This window comes from Caballeronia sp. DA-9 (genome assembly GCF_051615025.1).
GTDB classification, from domain to species: Bacteria; Pseudomonadota; Gammaproteobacteria; order Burkholderiales; family Burkholderiaceae; genus Caballeronia; species Caballeronia sordidicola.
In genome coordinates, this window is sequence record NZ_CP195131.1 from 822,477 (window position 1) to 841,724 (window position 19,248).

Here is a 19,248-nt window from a genome sequence, read left to right on the forward strand (position 1 = left end):
TATCGCATCGGCGTTTCGAGGAGCAATAGTGTACAAACTCTTCCTATTACACCCCGGTCGGGCTAATTATCCCGAGCTTATGGCCTACGCAGATTACTATAGGGCGCGCGGCGTTGAGGTGGTAATCGGTACGTTAAGCGATTATAAAGCACTGGAGAATAAGGAAGCTTTCCTCGTGTGGGCAATCATGGGGTTTTATCCGCAACGGATTACCTCGGACTTTGTTATTCACGACTACCGGTCGCTGTCCGTTGGCAGCACGGCGCGGATCAAAGATATCGCAAAGCGTTATCTGAATGCCAAGCCAGATCTTCGCGTTTTTCAGAATACGCTTCAGCAAAACATCATGAGGTTCAACGACGACGTTCCATCGGTGATTCTTCCAATGGGGGTTCCAGAATGGATCTTTGATGTACCGCCATTGCCGCCGAATGCCGAAAATATCGCGGATTTTTGCTATATCGGAGATATGAGCTTCGAGCGAGGCTTCAATTTTGTGATCGATGCATTTCTTGGTAATTTCCAAAATACTGAAGCCTCATTCCTCCTGGTTGGTAAGCCAGAACCTCGCCTTTATGATCGTTACGCTAGCAGGCCAGGCTTGGTCTTCGCTGGGCCCATGCCGCAACGCGACGCGCTCGCCCTTGTAGCCAAATCGTCGGTTGCGGTGTCGTATTTCCCATATCATCGTCCGCATTGTTACCAGACGCCCACTAAGTTGCTGGAATACGCCGCACTCGGAAAAAAGATATTATGCAATGATTCCCCTTCAAATGTTGCGTGCTGCGAGGACTTGCAGATCAATAGCATTATCACCAGTTCTGACATATTTTCCGAAATTACTACGGCGACCATCAATTCCGCGAAATCGAATCAGCGTATTAACTTCACGCAGCTCACATGGGACAATATTATAAAGAATTCAAATATAGACAGTTACATTCTGGCAAAACTCAACATCTACGCATAGCCAATTTAATTCATTTTTCAAAATATCGGATGATAACTATAAAAACCAAGCACAGAGACAGGGGTTTAGAAATATGAAGATATTTATCTTGCACACAGGAAAAGCTAATTATCCGGAAATAAGCGCCTATATCGCGTACTTCCAGAACAAGGGTTACAAAGTTTCTTCTGGGATGATTGCCGACTATGTAAAAATTGGCGATCCTGAAAATTATGTGCTCTGGTGCATTATGGGGTTTTATCCAAAAAAACTGGTGTCGCGTTACATCATTCATGATTATCGGTCCTTGTCCGTCGGAAGTTACATAACGCTGAAAGACGCTGCAAAAAGGGTGTTGCAGCCGCGTCCGCATCTGCGGATTTTCCAGAACAGTTCCATGCGTGAGCTGATGAACTTCAAAGACGGCGTAGAAACGATTCTGCTGCCAATGGGTGTACCAGACTGGATTTTTTCAAGCCAAACGCCACGTAACCGGTCGCTACCTTCCGGGACATTCTGCTATATGGGTGAGATCACGCGGGAGAGGGGCGTTGATGAATTCCTTGCAGGGTTCGTTTCTGCCGGGCGATCGTCTGAGACGCTAGTGCTTGTCGGCGCTGTAGAAAAGGAAATTGCCAACGAATATCAAGGTGCACCTGGCCTGATATTTACGGGAAGATTGTCGCAACGCGATGCGCTCGACGTCGTTAAGAACTGCACCTTTGCAATATCGACGATTCCATACACACGTCCATACAACGTTCAAACGCCGACGAAGCTTCTTGAGTATGCTGCGCTCGGGAAAAGGATTATCTGTAACGACTCGCCGTCCAATCTGAATGCCGCTGCTGCGTTCGGCATACAGTGCAAAGTGACCGGCCCGGACATATTCGCCGGAATGGGACATCTGTCGGATAACGCGGTCCCGCTCAACGACCCTTCGACGCTGGAGCATCTACGTTGGAACAACATAATTGCCGCCTCGGGTATAGATCGCTGCTTGGACGACGCGGCCCACATTCGTTGATGCCGTGAACTGCCGTTCATGTAGTTCTGAGCGAATTTCCGAATGCGGTGGCCTGGTCTTCTATCCCGGCTAAGATGCATCGGACTCCTGCGCTGATCGCGACGAGAGCAATAGATACATTAAGAGCGGTGAAATGGGCGAAAGGTGGCGGAGGAACGAGCCGTAGTCAGGCTCGAAGATCGCCTGGGTTACAAGAAAGCTGAATGCAAAGCAAAAGCACAGCTTCTCGAAGCGGCGAGGTTCCCGGAGCGCTTTCCACGTCCGGTAGCGCAAAAACATGGGAACAAGCGTGAAAAAAGTGCAGATTCCGCCAATAGTCTGAGTTGCCACGCCTGAGAGGATCAGCGGCACGGGGAACAGGAACGTGCTCAAGATAAGCATGGCGTTAGTTACATCCGAGACCATATTACCTCCCGGAATGAATTGCACAATAAGCGAAGCGACCTCGGTTGGATCTCTCGTTTCGTTCACCATCTGCCGTGCAAAATCCAGCGCTTCGCCGTACTGGATGCGGAAGTCCACGGCCACGCATGCGAACACGAGGACGGCAAGCGCAATGAGAAACGGAAGCCTGCGAAAAAATGGCGGCCCAAAGTAAAGCATCAAGGTTGGAACAAGCGTGATCGCCCAATAAGAACGAAAGAAGATCGCGATAACCGATGAACACGTTATGAAGACCAGGATCAAGAACCGCGAATCTTTGCATAGGAGAAGGAGCAACACCGCTAGCGATATGACAATTTCCTTGGAAAGCATCCCGATGTACACCGTTTGATCAAAAAGCCAAAAGCACGTGATCAGGAATTCCATACAGCTCAGGCTCTTCACTTCCGATCGCCAGATTGCGAATACGAATCCTAAGGTCGAGCAAAAAAATCCGACCACTGTAATCGCTAGCGTACTCAACCCGAGTGAGCGAAAAATCCACGCAAGATTGTCGAACGCGTCGCCGAACGCTTCAAAATGCACGTCGGCGACCATTCGTTCAAGGATGAACTGTTCATCCAATAAAAATCTGGCGGGAAGCGTTGATTCATGGCTAATGGCAACGAAGCATAGAAGGGATAACACCAGCAGCCAGATCGCTGCGGATACACCCGGACTCGCGCTTTCCCCAATCACTCCGGGCAATTTGACAATACGCACGTTGATTCCCTCCAGTTGCCAGGAGCGCAAACCCGATGGTTTATACGGCAGACTCTAGCCTTGGGCTACCTTTGGCCACGTTGACGGAGTAATAAATTCCCACGCATGCCACCAACGTTCCGGATAGACTCAGAAGGAGAATGACCAGCATGAAATCCAATTTGAAGATGCTGGTAGCGCCAAAAATAAGGAAGATGCTTACCGTACTCATTATCTGGATCAAAAGGTCGAATTTTTGCTGGTTGAAAACAATAAAGACCTGAGCCAGCGATCCGAACACGGCCATAGCCAGGAAGTACGGGCAGAAGACCAGATAAACGTGCATTGACGGCTGCCAAAGATCGCCCATCTTGAAGTTGATAATGAGAGCGAGGCCAAGGTAGCCGGCGAAGATAAGCAGCACGCTGAGCGGCATGAGAATCCGCGAGAAAGAAGTTGCTGGATTGCGAATGCTGCCCGTGCCGTTTCCATTTTCCACAAGATCGATCAGATCGCGGCGGAATACGGCACCGAGGCTTTGAGATAAAAGGGACGCCGGAAAATATCCGACGCGGTATGCCAAGGCGAACACGCCCGCATCGTGTGGTGCGAATGCAAGCGGCATAAGGATCGCGATCGAATAGATCACAACTGAATTGAGAGACGTGGTCGGTAGCGAAAATTTGGCGTAATCCAGTTGCAAACGCGAAAACTGAAGGCACCGCCGCGTCAACATTGCCCGGTTAGAAAATAAGTAGCTGAACAATGGAAGAGCGGCCGATGCAAAAAAGACCAAGCTGTACACAACAAAAATGTGCGCGCCGCTCCATGTGGTTTTTGCGACCGTCATGAGCACGACGAATACCAATGCAAACACGACATTCGGAAGCGCGCGCTGCACGGCGATACCGACATACCTACGTTCACTTGCCAGTGCTGAACCGAGTGCTGCCTGATAAAAGACACCGCAAGAAAGCAAAAGCACGGACATGTACTTTTCCTGTCCGCTGGCGACACCAAGGCCGGCCAAAAGCAGCGCTATCGCAGTCGCCACAATGCTTGAACTAACCAGCGCTTCAACGGCGATTTTCTTTTCCGCCGCCATGCAGGCGACCTCTAGCCGCAAGCCTAGCACCGATCCTGCGAAAAGCCCGATTGCGTTCAACTGACTGAAGTAGCCGAGTTCGCTCGGCCCGCAAAACTTTCCTATCAAGATTACTGCGATGAAATTTGCGGTCTGGCTCAAGATGACGCCCGCGACGCTGACGACCGAATGCTTCACATTTACGATCATTGTCTAGTCAGGGTTCGGTATGACAAGGCCAAGTCAGCCATACCGCATTCATCTTCCGCGGGATGGCGCTAATTATGAAAAACAAAAAATCAACTACCCGATTTGGTTTCTGCCGCAACAGTCGAATACTGGAACTGATACGAAGAATATCGGTCGCGGCCCGCTGCGCTGAGGCTGTAGCGGTATGCGGCGGGATCGAACGCGTTGAAGATCACACCTTTCAGCTCTACGCTCGCTTGCCTGAGCCGCTTTACCGATTCGCGCAGTTCGCCCGCAGATGTCGTGCCAAAACGCGCGACGAGAAACACGCTGCCGCAGCGATCCGCCAGCACCGCTGCATCGGAGACGGCAAGTACGGGCGGAGTATCGATGAGCACCATGTCGTAACTGCTGCCGATCGAATCCAATAGGAGTCCCATCTGATCGCTCATCAAAAGCTCCGCAGGGTTGGGCGGCGTCGTGCCGTTTGCGAGGAAGTCGAGCCCAGGCGCGACGTTACGCTGCAGCGCCTGATCCACCGTGGCACGTTGCATCAACACATCGGACAGTCCCGGCTGGGCTTTTTTGCCGAAATATTGATTCAGGTGTCCCCTGCGCAGGTCGGAATCGACCAGCAGCACGCGCTTGCCGGCGCTTGTCATCACGACCGCGAGATTCGCGCACAGAAACGATTTGCCGATTTGTTCGCTCGGACCGGTGAGCAACACGCGATTGCTTCCTGCATCCAGCATTGCCAGCCGCAGCGCTATGCGCAACCCTCGCAGGCTTTCCACCGACGGGTCCTCCGGTGCATGCGTTGCAAGCAGGAACAGACCATCCTTGCGCGTCCGGGCTTCTTGCTCAAGGTTCGCTTGCATGCGCGAAACTGGCACGGTTGCATAAACGGTCAGCCCGGTTTGTTCTTCGATATCTTGAGGATCTCTAATGCCGCCACGAATGCTATGACGGACAAACGTCACCACCACCCCCAGCAGAAGCCCGAGCGCTGCCGAGGCGGCGATCAGCAGCGGTTTGTTCGGCTTGACAGGATCTTTCGCTACAACAGGGCGGTCAAGCAAACGCACAGTACCGACTTTGCCCGCTTTGACCAGTTTTAACTGTTGCATGTTATTTAGCATGCCGACATAAAGGTCATTGTTCACGCGGACGTCACGCGTTAGCCGTAGAGATTCCTGCTCCAGTTGAGGCAGGTCGGTCATTCGCTGCGACAAGGAAGCTGCTTTGTCGCTCAGAGCGGCAATTTGTTGATCGACGGCCCGAACTGCCGGATAGTCTCCGGTAAAATGCCCGGCGAGTTCCATGCGTTTTTGCTTGAGCGCAATCAGATTTGCCTGCAAGTCGACACTTTCTTTCAGATAGGTTTTGCCTTCCTCACTCAGGTCGAACGTACCACGCTTGATTCGCAAAGCGTTATAGCTGCTCTCCGAACTCTCAAGGTCGCTCTTGAGTTGCGGAAGTAAATCACCAAGGAACGCCAAGGATTTCTCCGCCTCGGCGGCTTTTCGGGCGATGTTCGTTGCGACGTATTCTTCGCCGATCTCGTTGAGGATTTTTGCCGTCAATTGCCGGTCCGCGCCAGTCAATGACGCGCTGATAATGCCACTTTGCTTGCCCTTCTCTAAGATGAACAGCTTGTCTTGCAGAGTTTCCAGCGTCTTCAGCCGTGACTTGCGCACCAGAATGAACTCGGTTCCGGGGTTGGCGTTGAGTGCCTGCACGCGGATCGTGACTAATCCAACATCTTCGTTTGAGACGATCGTCTCGCCGACTCGCCCATAAATCGGCGCGTCGAGATTTTTCTGCCTGACCTTGTATCGACCATTCCCAAGCGAGGTTAGCTTGAAGTCTTCGCCTTCGAGATCCTCGGGCACGTCAAAGACAGCGACGTTGATCGATTCATTGCCCCATGCATAGCCGCCAGCTCCTAGCAGGCCAGGTGTTGACAGGCCTTTATTCCAGCGCGCGAGAAAGCTTCCGATCAGCGGAAAGCGCTTAGGTTCCGCATTGATATAAAGCTTAAGATTATCAACGGCTTTTCCAACCACCATGCGGGAACGCAGCACTTCGATCTGCGCAGTAGTTTCCGTTTTGACGTCGAAGAGACTTGATACGTCGCCAAGCAGACTTTTTGTGTTGGTAGGAACTTCCTGTTCAACTTGAATCAAAATGTCTGATTGATAAACAGGAGGCGAGAGAAAGCTGTACGCGGTTCCTAGAGCCAAGACCGTGCCGGCGATTGCGAGGACCAGCCAACGGTGCGCGGAGATCACGTCGAGATACTGGACCAGATCGATATTATTTTGGCGTTGGTTGGCAGCCTGCAACCTGGGAGAAAGCTCGTTCATAAGGCGCCCATCATCGATGAAGAGGTTTAGCCGATCGCTTGTATCAACCCGGCGAAGCGCTGACGCAAGCTAGGTTCCGGTGTTGCTGTTGTGTTGGCTTGATCCAATGCCCCGAACGCCGGGACGTTTCGATTCTGCTATCCAGCTCGTATCATTCACAAGAATTCGGCAACGCCGAGTGGACTTTCTTTTGTCTGAACGGAAGATGTGCGGCGACAAGACTACGTAATACTAATAATTCGGCTCATCCCTCAGCGCTCACTCCGTTTTGGTCTGGTTGCCGGGATACGGTGTGAAGAAGCACTTCAATGCCAATGTCTTTGAAGCTCGACCAATGCAATCTAGCCATGCAGGAAAGTCTTGCTTGCGGGTATGCCAAAGCAGGGCGCAAAAGCGTTCTTCCCATCTAGCACAATCACAGTCTGCGATGCAGTTTTAATCCCGTCCGTTCGCAAACGCACAGCGAGGGAGCTAAATAAACCATTCTTCCTGGTGGCAAGAAAGCGGTATAGGGTAAAGAGACTTACTTGATTTTCTTCAGACGTGATGCACCCGTACGGAACGGATTTGCGTGGAACTTCGGCCGCGCCGGACTTGATTTGTGTGTAACCGTACGTTCATGGGTTATTGAGGACTGTATAACGATATGCAACGCATGCGCACGCACAGGACAATCTAGAGGCGACATGAAACCGACGCCACTGACGCGAACGATCCTGACACAATCGGTTATTCTCGACGTCCTGAAGACGGTAACGCGTCTTATGCTGTGGCGAGATCGAGTCGCCGTGCTCTTGTATCACGATCCGAATCCCGCGACACTCGACGCCCATCTTCAATATCTGAAGCAGTACTGCGACTTCGTTCCGATGTCCGAGGTCAATACGCCCGGCAGAGGCCGCCCCCGCGCAGCACTTACGTTCGACGATGGTCATGTCGGGAATGCAGCGTTGCTGCCGGTGTTTATCAAGCACGGCATTCGTCCGACGATCTATATATGCAGCAGTATCGTGGCGCATGAACGCACGCACTGGTGGCTTACGCCGGGAGCACAACGCGCAGGGATCAAGCGCCTGATAAAACTGGCAAATGCCGAACGGCTCGAAGAACTGGCGTCGTATGGATACCAGCAGCACGAACGCAGCATTGATACCCCGGTCAGCGGACTGAGCCGCGAACAAATCGAGGCGATGCTTCCTCACGTCGACTTCCAGTCTCACACGCGCTTTCATCCGACGCTCACGCGCCTGAATGTCGACGAATGCACCGACGAGCTGGTGTGCTCGAAGCAAGAGGTGGAGCAACTCACGGGCGCGTCATGCGAACACTTCGCGTATCCGTACGGCCGATACACAGCCCGCGAAGTGGAAATACTCAAGGCGACCGGATACAAGACCGCGCGCACTACGGCGGTGGGCTGGAATGACGAGAGGACCGATCCGTATCGCCTCAGGGCGTTCGACATTGAGGACGACTCCTCCGTGCCGTGGTTTGCCGCGCAGATGACCGGCGTTCCGCTGGCGTGGCGAGTCTTGCCATTGGGAGCGATCAAGTCCGCACTAATGCGGATACCTGGAGTGACCAGAATCCGCAAAACCCAGACAAACGCCGAGAACAAGTAGGTGACTTGATCGGCGCAGTGCTCTTCGTCAACGAACGCCGCAGCGTTTGGTCAACTAGCGCGATTGATCGTCGCGCAAGCTGTTTCCGGCGACTCGTTCACACTCAGTATCCGTAATGTCGCCCGCCGATTCAGCGCGGCTTGAACCTGCGAGAACATGCCGTGACTGAACCGAGGCGCAACTTTCTGACGAGAATCTCCACGACTGCCGGCGTCGCTATTGCGAGTTATTTCGCGGCCGTGCCGGCAGCAGCGGCAAAAGAGTGTGTGCCAGATTGTGAAGCAAGCGTGCTTGACTTCATGGCGCCAGACATGCGCGACGACGCACGCCGGGGAACGCCATCGCTCGACCACAGCGTTGCAATACAAAAAGCGTTCAGCAGCGGCGTGGCAATCATCAATATACCTGGCGGCTACGTATTCCAGCTCAGGCATCCACTCAAAATTGGCAAAAAATTGCGCGTGCAGGGCGGCGGCGAGTTGCGCTTTACTGCCGGCATTGCCACTGATGCCGCAATTACGGTGACGGCGGACGCATGTGAATTCGATGGAATTCTTCTCACCAACTGGAACTTGCTTCAATCGAATACGGGCGCTAGAAACGTCGGCATCATGTTTCGCGCAAGCGCAGGAACCGTGACGCGTTCGACGATTCGTCAATTCCAGAACGGAATTCAGGTGGAGTCAACTGGCGAGTATCACGACTTCATCATCTCCAACAACAGGATTCTGGATTGCATTGGCGCAGGTGGCGGGCCATTGCAAACCTCAAGCTATGGCGAGGACCGCGGGGATGGGATCACGGTCTGGGGCTGCGCCGCTACTATTGTCGGTAATCTCGTGACGGCCAAGGTTGGTCAAGACTGCCGCATAGGCATCCATCTCGAAGGGCTTGCCGACTATCATGCTGAGTCGTTCCCCCTACAGGACAATATGTGTACGGTGGTCGGTAACGTTGTGCGCGGATCGTTTCGGCGCAGCATCGTTTCCGAAAACGTCAACAATTCGACGATCACGGGCAATACCGTGGAAGGCGCGAAATGGTGGGGCATCGCCATCATTCGCTCGCTCGCCTGCTCGGTCACCGGTAACACGGTGATCATTGATCGCGCGGCAACCGATGGTACCGGGTCGTCCTGGGAGCCGATTCACGCGGGCATCGCTGTTTATGGTGGAGCGGTGCAATGTGTCATATCGGGCAATACCATCGATCTCACGCGCGGTCACGCACAAGCGGCGATCTCCCTGCAGGGATCGGACATTGACTCGGCCGTGGCCGTCAAACAGCGGGCGACGACCGACGGCACCGCGCGGGTCACGCTAACGGCTGCCAACCCGGCGGTCCAACTCGGGCAACTGATTACGGGCGCAGGCGTGCCCAACGCAACTTTCGTCATCAGTGTCTCCGCAAAAATGCTGGTTGCAAGCAATCCGATCGCAGCTGGCGCGCCGCTCCTTACATTCAAGTGGCATGAACGCGGGGAGGGTACTACCGTCACCAACAACAGCGTTCTGTGCAATGCCGCTGATGGCGCGGCCGGCATCCTGGCGCTTCATCAAAATTCCCCGTCGATCCTTGGGAACAATCTGCGCTACATGGGAATGAATGGCATACATTGTTCCGACGTGTCCGATCCCGTTATCAACGGCAACACTGTGGTCGGTCAGGCAAGCGTCAAGCACGGCATACATCTCGAATCGAATCCAAGCGGCGCCGTGATCGTCGGCAACGTCGTTGAAGGGTTCGACGGCCCCGGTGGAAGCGGCATTAAAGCGGTAAATCGTACGGGCGGCGTGGTCTCAGCCAATCTTATACGGCGGTGTGCAACCGCCATCAACCTCAACGGCTGCACCAGTATGTCGGCTAGTGGAAATAGTTCGATCGGCTGCGGCGACAGTTACACCGAAACTCACGGCACCGGGATGATCTTATCGAACAACGTCAGCGCTAATTGATCGCTTGATTCGAATGATCAGGCAAACTAACTTTGAGCCGATTTGATCACCCGTGCATGCACGCGACGTTACGCAACGCACATAACTGCCAACAAACTCCGTGACAACTGAAAGCATTCCTTGAGATATTTGAAAGACACTTAAGACGAACTATTGCGCAAGCGACATCGCACGAGGTGCTTATGGAACCTTCGCCAAATCAAGTGTCGGACTGTGGATTAAGACGCGTAACGGATCAGGGACTCGATACATTGAGCCTCGAAATGGATGCGACCGGCGTTGGAACTCTTCGCAATGTTCTTTCGCCAGACGAAATCTATATGTCAAGCGCTTATGTTCAGCGTGAGCTGGACAAACATCAGCGCCAGATGTTCATTTATGCCGGGCATACCTGGCTTGACGAGTCACCGCTTGCGGCATTCACCGACTCGCCTGAACTGCTGCGAATACTCGACGGGCTTTACCAACGCGGCACAGGGCGTCAAGCCGCGGAAAAAATAATTGTCCCCGCTTTGCGAGTGCTATCGGGCGATCTTGGACTTAAGGCCTCGAACCTGTTCCACTATGACACTTATGTCGTTACCGCGCTGCTACCGCTCACCATTCCGAACTGCCCGAACGAGCCGTGCGGCGATCTGGTGATGTACCCGAACCTGCGCAAGATCCGGTCGTCATCAATGGTCAACCTTGCCGAAAAGGCATTCATGCAGAACTCGTTGACGCGCAGGGCGCTCGCGTCCCCGGTCGTGCGGCGGACGTTCGGTGCACGCGTCGTACTGCTTCAGCCCGGCAACATGTATTTCTTCTGGGGGATGCGATCGCTCCATGCGAACGAGGCGTGCCTGCCGCAGAGCGTCAGGTCAACGGTTCTGTTTCACTTTGTCAACCCGCACTCAGGCGGGATACTGGACAACTTTCGCGAGTGGGCCCACCACAGAAATTCTGCGCCATCCAAAGGCGGGTTTCAATCTATCTACAATCCATAGCAATGCGTCGAATGGAGTTTGACTAATCGAGAGCCCCATGGGGCGAAGTAGATGACTTGCTTAATAACGTAAGGGGAGCAGCAACGTAAGGTCAGCAGAGAAATCCTTGTTCCTCGTTTTTGGAGAAGTGCCCATCAAGATGCTAAGTTATGTGCGCAAGTGCACATCAAGAGCGCTTCGGGTTCGCATAAGATGAGATCAAGATGAGATGAGATCAAGATGATGAGCATCACTATGCGGTATGCATCACGCTGAATGGGGTTTTTTTGATGGTGTGAAATTTGGTAATTCGTCACGCTCTTGCGGAGTACGATGCCTTGTTCCATCTGAAAATTTACGAGTACCCGGAAACCTCTCATTCGGGTTCTGCTCGTCAATGGTCCCGGCGCACCCTGCTGCGTAATGCCGCGGTACTCGCAACGGCGACGGCATGCCCCTCCTTGCATGCGCAGCATGGGACAATCGGTCTTGTTAGCCCACCAGCCCGTCTTGACGATACCTTCTTAATCGACCAGACCGGCAAGAAGCGGCTACTCAGCAGCTTCCTTCTCCAGCGCGTCACCGCGCTTCAAACTATTTACACGGGCTGCGGATCGGTTTGTCCCCTCCAAGGTGCGCTGTTCAGCGCGGTTCAAGAACGCCTGCCGCAGATCCACGGTCGCTACCCGGTCCAATTGCTGTCGATCGGAATCGATCCGCTTTCCGATTCGCCGTCCGCTCTCCATTATTGGCTCACGCGTTTTCAAGCTGGTCCGGCATGGAACGCGGCGACGCCTGCGTTGCAAGACGTCGATCAAATGCGCAAGACACTCTCGGGTAGTCAATTGCCGCTTGGGAACATAGCCGATCACGCTACACAGATCTATTGCTTCGATGCGAGCGCAAGACTTCGCTGGCGCAGCCCTGAGTTTCCGCGCGCGGACGACGTTAGGGATGTGCTGAGCGCGCTTGCGAATGGGTGACTCAATTCAATGGAGGACAGATCGTGGCGCGAATCTGTTTCGTCGGGATAATCTTGCCGTCATTCCGCAGATGCGTGAATGCGCTGGTCTCCATTGTCTTTGCAGGGGTCCTTGTCACGCTTTCCAGCGCCGTCACGGCGCAAACCGTCGGGTCGATCTCCGTAAACGCCGCAACTTTGTGTGCGGACGTCGATTCGGCGTCGACCACGCCGGGCGCTGCGGTGAACTCGTGGGGTTGCAGCGGCGGTGGCAATCAGCAGTGGCGACCTGTTGTCAATGGGAGTACGTACGAATTCGTCAACCAGAACAGCAGCCTGTGCATGGACGTTTCGGGTGAGAGCATGAACGCTGGTGGGGCGGTCATCCAATGGACCTGCAATAATCAAAACAACCAGAATTTCACTCTGAAGCCGCAAGGTAACGGGTACGCGATCGTCGCGTCGCACAGTGGCCTGTGTCTGGCCGCAATGAGCTTGACGGGCTGGAGTCAGCCGATCGAGCAGCAGGTATGCAACGGAAGCGCCGTGCAGACCTGGCAGTTGAGTGGCCTGAACGTAAAGACGCTGCCATCGAAGTGGACGGCGCCGATCACGCTGCCAATGGTTCCAGCGGCAGCGGCGAATCTTCCCACTGGCAACGTGGTGGTCTGGTCCGCCGATATGCAGCTTGATTTCACTTCCGGGGAGATAACACCAGGAAAGACCTATACGGCAGTCTTTAATCCCACGGCAGGAACGTTCAAGCAAATGCTGGTGAGCAATACCGGGCACGACATGTTCTGCCCCGGGATTGCGAATCTGCCGGATGGCCGCTTGCTTGTGAATGGCGGGTCGAGCAGTTCCAAGACGAGTCTTTACTCGGCGACAACCGGTGCATGGTCCTCGGTCGATCTGATGAATATCCCGCGCGGTTACGAAGGCACGGTTACGCTCAGTAACGGAAGTGTATTCACGCTCGGAGGTTCGTGGAATGGGGGCGAAGGAGGGAAGAACGGCGAGACGTGGACCTCCGGTTCGGGCTGGAGATTGAACACCGCGATCCTTGCCGACTATATTCTCACGAATGACGCGGGCGGCATTTTCCGCGCGGACAATCACGCCTGGATGTTCGCGGTGTCCAACGGCCGGGTTTTCCACGCGGGACCGAGCGTAGCCATGCACTGGTTCGACACAGCTGGTAACGGCACCGTAACGGATGCCGGCAAGCGGGCCAATGACACCGACGCAATGAATGGCAACGCGGTCATGTACGACATCGGCAAGATTCTCGCCGTGGGCGGTGCTCCGAGCTACGAGCAGGCTAACGCGACGTCGAATGCTACTTTGATTGATATCAGTACCGGCACGGCGGTTGCGACGGCGCTTCCTTCAATGGCCTACAAAAGGGCATTCAGCAGCAGCGTAGCGTTGCCCAATGGACAGGTTGTGGTGGTGGGCGGGCAGGCGTTCGCACAGCCTTTCTCGGACGACACTGCGGTGCTGACGCCGGAGCTATGGGATCCGACGACGAAAGTCTTTTCACAACTCGCGCCTCAAGCTGTACCACGGACCTATCACAGCGTCGCATTGCTATTGCCAGACGGACGTGTGCTGAGCGGCGGTGGCGGATTATGCGGTGGTTGCGCAACGAATCACACCAACGTTGAAATACTGACCCCGCCTTATCTGCTAAATGCGGATGGGACCGCAGCAACGCGGCCAACTCTCAGCGCAGCGCCGGCCGACGCCACCCTCGGCACTTCGATTGCCGTAACGGCCAGTAGCGGCATCAAGGCATTCGCGCTGATGCGGTTGTCGTCGAATACGCATGCTGTCAATAATGAACAACGGCGCGTGCCGGTAGCCTTCACTGTAGGCACGGGTGGTGAATACCTGCTCAAGATTCCGTCCGATCCCGGTGTTGCAGTGCCAGGCTACTATATGCTTTTTGCCATGAACTCAAAGGGTGTGCCGAGCCTGTCCCTTACGCTGCGTCTGCACTGATGATCGGACAACGCTTCCTGTGTTTATCGGTCCGTGTAGCCATCAACGTGGCATTGATCACCATGGCCGGTCTGGCACGTGGCGAGCTCTCTTGCGCTTCGGACAACCTTGGGTGCGCGATCTTCTCCGGTGAGCACCCGGTTGCAGGGCACCTTCGTGGCGACAATCAGCTTCTGCCGTCCTGGACTACACGATGCATTAACTGCCATTCTCAAACTTCCACAGGAACCGCCTTTGCACCACCGCTGACGACGAGTAACCTGCTTGATGCGAAGAGTCGTCGAGGAGGGCCGCCCAGCCGTTACGACTCGCAATCTTTTTGTCGCGCGGTCAGGGACGGCATTGATCCGGCGAATGTCTTACTGCGCAAAGCCATGCCCAACTATCGAATATCAGAAAGCGAGTGTGCTGCGGTCTGGCGGTATGTGATGGCGCCGTAATTGCTTTAGGAACGGCAATGCGTTCGCGCTGCTTAGTAATGTGCTTATCATTCGCTTTAATCGATCTCACGAAGGTGTCAGGTTCCCGCCTATTGATTAAGGTAAGTTCGTCGGCCGCCCCGGTTATTGGTCCATCTCAACATTTATGAATTTTACATAAGATAAATTATCAACTTTTTACTATGTAGCAGCTAAGTTGTAATGTCCGCTTTCGGCCGGCTTAAGCTTAACCAGCATCGTGCATCAAGAAGACTTCCGGACCTCCACCAGCCACTCCTGGTTCCGACGATCTTCAACGTCTGCGTGGCTACGCAAAAAGTCAATGAAAGCCCGAAGTTTCGGTGCGACCGAACGACGGTCGGGATAATAAAGCGTAAAGCCAGGCAGCGTTGGACTCCACTCCGGAATGATGCGTACGAGCCGTCCAGCCTCAAGGAGGCCTTCAATATACCCATTGATCATATAAGCAATGCCGATCCCATCCAGCGCACATTGGACAAGCATTGCCGAGTCATTCACGACCAACTTACTGTTTGGCGCAATCTCGATGGTTTCCCCATCGCGGGTGAACGACCATCGTTCGACTTGACCCGATGTGATTTGCCTGAAGCCAATACAGTCATGGTCAATCAATTCTCGAGGATGAGTCGGAACACCTTTCCTCAATAGATATTCAGGCGACGCCACGATGTAAGCGGAGATTGCTGGACCAACATGCACGGCGACCATGTCTTTCTGAACCAGATTGCCAAATCGAATTCCGGCATCAAATCCTCGCCCTATTATGTCCGCGAGCGATCCATCAATAAAAATTTCCACCCTTATGTCGGGGAACTGGTCAAGAAAGCGCCGTAGCACCGGTTGAAGTATTGTCATGTAGCCGGCACGAGCAACGTTAAGCCTCAGCATTCCCATTGGTTTTCCCGAAAGCGCGCCAAGCTCGTCCGTAGCAAGCGACAACATGTTGATCGCCGGCAATACTTGTTCGAAATACTGTTGTCCCGCCTCCGTTAATCCGACACCTCGCGTATTCCTGTTAAACAAAGCCATGCCTATCCTGCGCTCGAGATTTCGTACGGTTTGGCTCACTGCCGAAGGCGAGACACCTAATCGAACAGCCGCAGTCGAAAAGCTTTTCTCTTGGGCCACAGCAATGAATGTCATGATCCCGTCGAGTTGACTTTGTTGCATTGATGCTCCCTTCTTCGCAAATTTAGAGTCCACTTTGAAGTGGCTCTTCATAGCACATCGTGTCGAGGCATGTTACCAGTATCGATATGGAGTAATAGTCTCATTGATTGCGCTCTAGCGAGCATTGGGACAAGGTGGCCGACATGGATACGACCAGGGCGCTGAATATTTTTCTGAGCGTGGCCAGAGCACGAAATTTTAGTCGTGCAGCCATAGAAACAGGAACGTCGACGCCTGCGATCAGTCGTGCAGTCGCCCAGCTTGAAAAGCATCTTGGCCTGCGCCTGTTTCATCGAACGACGCGCAGAGTCAGTCTTACTGCTGAAGGCGAGCGGTTGTATGAACTTGCCGAGAAGGGACTGCAACTGCTCGACGATGCGATGGACAGGACAATGTACGCGAAGGACGCGTTGCGAGGCTCTATCCGCATAGCTGCACCCCGTTCAATCGGCAGCCATCTTCTTGTCCCACTCATGCTGAAGTTCCAGGAAAATCATCCGAACGTGGGGTTCGATACTGTACTGGAAGACTGCTTCACGGACTTGGTCGGGCAGAAAATCGACATCGGTTTTCGCGCTGGATCCCAGCCCGACGGCGTGCTTATCTCAAGGCCGCTAGCACCGCTGGAACTGTTGACCTGCGCGTCGCGCCGCTATGTAGAACGGTATGGCGCTCCCACGAGTATCGACGAACTTGACAAGCATCGCTGCACTGGATTTCGTCAGCCTAACAGTGGCCGAACCGTGCCATGGGAATTTACCGTTGGCTCGCAAGTGCTATCGCGGCATGTTTCGGCGATTGCCACGTTTAACGATGTGGATGTTGAGGTGAGCGCGGTACGTGCAGGCATGGGAATTGGACAGCTGCCGACCTACCTCGTCTCCGAGCACATTCGCTCCGGTGAGTTGATCAGCTTATTGCCCGGATACTCGTCTAGCCGCATGGGCATCTTTATGTTTTATCCACAGCGGGAGCGCCTGCCTGCAAGGGTGCGCCAGTTCATTGATTTTGTAACACGTGAGGACATGTCGTCATTCTTCAATTCAACTTCGAATTGTCCTGGTGAGGATGTGTTGCGTATTCCCAAGGCGATTGTCGAGGTATAAGTCAACTTTGTCGTTCAATTACGATAGATGTAAATGCGTTGGTGAGCACATGCGTTTGACTTTCGATCGTTGGACGCAAAAGCGTTAGCATTCTCTGCTCAACCGGAAATTGGAAAAGCGGTGTCCATCAGCTTCTCTTTCAGAATCGGGAGTTCGCGGATTCGCTTGCCGGTTGCATGATGCACACCGTTCGCGACTGCCGCGGCTAATCCCGTCGTCCCGATTTCGCCGATGCCTCGCGCGCCGAGTTCGTTGAGCTGCAGGTCGGGGTAATCGAGCAGGATGATGTCAATGTCTGGTTGATCCGCATGCACGGGCACGGCGTACTCGGCGTAATTGTTATTCGCCGGAACCCCGGTGCGCGTGTCGTATTCCGTAGCTTCAAACAAAGCCATGCCAATGCCCATCACAATTGCGCCCTCCACCTGATTGCGTGCTGTCAAAGGATTGATGACACGGCCCACGTCGAGCGCGCTGACGACCCGCGCCACCCGAAGTCGAGAGATACCCGGATCCCAGCGGATCTCCACGAAATGCACGCCAAAAGACTTGAACGACACTTTTCCAACGGATGCCGCCGGCGTTCTCGCAAAACCTTCCGCATTCGCCAAGCGCTGGCCTTTGAGAACCGCAGCAAAATCCAGGGAACGCCTGCCGTCGGTCAGACGCCCTTCCTCAAAGCGCAGATCATCTGTTTTCGCTCCCGCAAAAAAGGCCTTGTCGGCTACCGCGAACGATTTCAGCCGGGCAATGGCATTACGGGTCGCCTCGGCGATAGCAGGTGTCACGCTTGCGGTTGCCCACGAACCGCCGGACATTGGAGCGGCGGGAAACGACGAGTCGCCAAGCCGGACCTGAATACGTTCGAATGGCAAACCTGTTATGTTTGCAACTACTTGCGCCGCAATGGTGTATGTTCCCGTTCCAATATCCTGGATGGCGCACGTCACGAGCACCGTGCCGTCGTTGCGTAGTTGCACTCGCGCCTCCGCGGCTGTGCGATAAGCATCCCAATTGCATGCCGCCATACCGTAACCAATGATCTCGTGACTATCGCGCATGGACCCGATGGCAGGATTTCGCTTAGCCCAGCCAAAGCGCTCGGATGCCGTCACGATCGCTTCGTGCAAGTGATTGCTCGACCACGGGAGATTAGCAACTTCATCGACCGCCGAGATATTTTGCAGACGAAACTCCATTGGATCGATGTTCGATGCAAGAGCCAGTTCGTCGATCGCGGATTCCAGTGCGAATAAGCCTGGTGCTGCGCCGGGCGCACGCATGGAGGTCGGGGAGCCCCGGTTGACTTGCGTGATGTGATGGCTGACGAGCACGTTCGGACATGAATAGAGATTGCGGGAGACTCCCCCGCAGTTCTCAGTGAAAGCATCCGTCATCGAGGTGGTGTTGATCGACTCGTGGCGAAGCGATGTAAGTTTTCCGTTCGCGTCGGCGGACAATCTCAGGCGCTGAACCGTCTCCGGCCGATGGCCCGTTGTTGTGAACATCTGCGCGCGTGGCACGATCAGTTTGACTGGACGTCCCACAACGCGCGCGGCGGCACTCGCGGCGACAGAGTTTGGCCACATGAAAAGCTTGCTGCCAAAGCCCGAACCAATAAATGGCGCTTCGACGGTTACCCGCTCGGGCGTGAGGCCAAAAACCGACGCAATCGTATTGCGATGCACCGTTACGCCCTGCGACGCCTCATAAATAAAGAGGTGGTCACCGTCCCAGTGCGCCACCGTTGCGTGCATCTCCATGGGGTTGTGTGTTTCGACAGGTGTCCTGTAGGTGACATCGATCTTATGCAATGCATTGTCGAACGCGGCCTCGGGCGTGCCGCGGCTGTGCCCGCGACCGCCATCTCGCGTACCATTCATTTCGACGCCCTGGTCCAGCGTCGCTGCAGCCTTGTTGGTCGCGTATGTCACGTTGACTTTATATGCCGCTTCACGCGCATGTTCGAACGTGTCGGCGATTACAAGCGCAACGAACTGGCCCGCATAGTTGACGGTCGCGTCCTCGAACGGCGTCCTGCTTTCGTCGGTGATCGTTGAAGTCAGGATTGTGGCGGGCGCGATAGCGCTGCGGGGCGGCCGATACAGCATTGGAAAATTGTCATGGTGAAGAACATCGATGACACCAGATACGCGTCGAGCTGCGGCAGTGTCAATGCGCAGGACGCGTCCGCTTGCAATGGTGCTGAAAACACCGTACGCGTAGACCAGTCCGGGCATGCTTTGATCAGCGGTGTAACGAGC

The 19,248-nt window shown here is 54.4% G+C and carries 13 protein-coding genes; 8 read left to right on the forward strand and 5 right to left on the reverse strand.

Going from position 1 to position 19,248, the window contains the following annotated elements:
- Positions 1-28: 28 nt before the first annotated feature.
- Together ACRWA7_RS03705 and ACRWA7_RS03710 are read left to right on the forward strand one after the other, a co-directional pair.
- Positions 29-970, forward strand: a complete 942-nt coding sequence (locus ACRWA7_RS03705) for a glycosyltransferase (RefSeq protein ID WP_060858820.1) — start codon at positions 29-31, stop codon at positions 968-970.
- Between the two features lie 73 nt (positions 971-1,043).
- Positions 1,044-1,976: a glycosyltransferase gene (locus ACRWA7_RS03710; protein WP_438390113.1), complete on the forward strand. Its 933-nt coding sequence runs from the start codon at positions 1,044-1,046 to the stop codon at positions 1,974-1,976.
- 69 nt (positions 1,977-2,045) lie between these two features.
- Here ACRWA7_RS03710 and ACRWA7_RS03715 read toward each other — a convergent pair whose 3' ends face one another.
- The 3 genes from ACRWA7_RS03715 to ACRWA7_RS03725 form a co-directional block, all read right to left on the reverse strand.
- On the reverse strand, positions 2,046-3,122 hold the full coding sequence (locus ACRWA7_RS03715; protein WP_438390114.1) for a hypothetical protein: 1,077 nt from the start codon (positions 3,120-3,122) through the stop codon (positions 2,046-2,048).
- A 40-nt stretch (positions 3,123-3,162) separates the two neighbouring features.
- Entirely contained in the window at positions 3,163-4,395 is a 1,233-nt protein-coding gene (locus ACRWA7_RS03720; protein ID WP_438390115.1) for a hypothetical protein, read from the reverse strand.
- Between the two features lie 89 nt (positions 4,396-4,484).
- On the reverse strand, positions 4,485-6,740 hold the full coding sequence (locus ACRWA7_RS03725) for a polysaccharide biosynthesis tyrosine autokinase (protein WP_060858823.1): 2,256 nt from the start codon (positions 6,738-6,740) through the stop codon (positions 4,485-4,487).
- Between the two features lie 686 nt (positions 6,741-7,426).
- Between ACRWA7_RS03725 and ACRWA7_RS03730 the strand changes: the two genes are divergently transcribed.
- The 5 genes from ACRWA7_RS03730 (at position 7,427) to ACRWA7_RS03750 (ending at position 14,247) form a co-directional block, all read left to right on the forward strand.
- Positions 7,427-8,362 carry a polysaccharide deacetylase family protein gene (locus ACRWA7_RS03730; RefSeq protein ID WP_438390116.1) on the forward strand — a complete coding sequence of 312 codons (936 nt, stop codon included), beginning with the start codon at positions 7,427-7,429 and terminating at the stop codon, positions 8,360-8,362.
- A gap of 140 nt (positions 8,363-8,502) precedes the next feature.
- On the forward strand, positions 8,503-10,317 hold the full coding sequence (locus tag ACRWA7_RS03735) for a NosD domain-containing protein (RefSeq protein ID WP_438390117.1): 1,815 nt from the start codon (positions 8,503-8,505) through the stop codon (positions 10,315-10,317).
- Between the two features lie 263 nt (positions 10,318-10,580).
- Complete coding sequence (locus ACRWA7_RS03740; RefSeq protein WP_438390118.1) at positions 10,581-11,303, forward strand: hypothetical protein; 723 nt, start codon at positions 10,581-10,583, stop codon at positions 11,301-11,303.
- Between the two features lie 326 nt (positions 11,304-11,629).
- Entirely contained in the window at positions 11,630-12,265 is a 636-nt protein-coding gene (locus ACRWA7_RS03745) for an SCO family protein (RefSeq protein WP_438391045.1), read from the forward strand.
- 74 nt (positions 12,266-12,339) lie between these two features.
- Positions 12,340-14,247: an RICIN domain-containing protein gene (locus ACRWA7_RS03750; RefSeq protein ID WP_374728655.1), complete on the forward strand. Its 1,908-nt coding sequence runs from the start codon at positions 12,340-12,342 to the stop codon at positions 14,245-14,247.
- Positions 14,248-14,930: 683 nt separating this feature from the next.
- On the opposite strand, the gene ACRWA7_RS03755 is transcribed toward ACRWA7_RS03750, so the two are convergent.
- Positions 14,931-15,878 carry a LysR substrate-binding domain-containing protein gene (locus ACRWA7_RS03755; RefSeq protein WP_438390119.1) on the reverse strand — a complete coding sequence of 316 codons (948 nt, stop codon included), beginning with the start codon at positions 15,876-15,878 and terminating at the stop codon, positions 14,931-14,933.
- A 143-nt stretch (positions 15,879-16,021) separates the two neighbouring features.
- Here ACRWA7_RS03755 and ACRWA7_RS03760 point away from each other — a divergent pair, with 143 nt between their 5' ends.
- Entirely contained in the window at positions 16,022-16,984 is a 963-nt protein-coding gene (locus tag ACRWA7_RS03760; protein ID WP_438390120.1) for a LysR family transcriptional regulator, read from the forward strand.
- 98 nt (positions 16,985-17,082) lie between these two features.
- On the opposite strand, the gene ACRWA7_RS03765 is transcribed toward ACRWA7_RS03760, so the two are convergent.
- The gene (locus ACRWA7_RS03765) at positions 17,083-19,224 is read right to left on the reverse strand and encodes a xanthine dehydrogenase family protein molybdopterin-binding subunit (protein WP_438390121.1); all 2,142 of its coding nucleotides are present in this window, start codon (positions 19,222-19,224) and stop codon (positions 17,083-17,085) included.
- Positions 19,225-19,248: the final 24 nt, after the last annotated feature.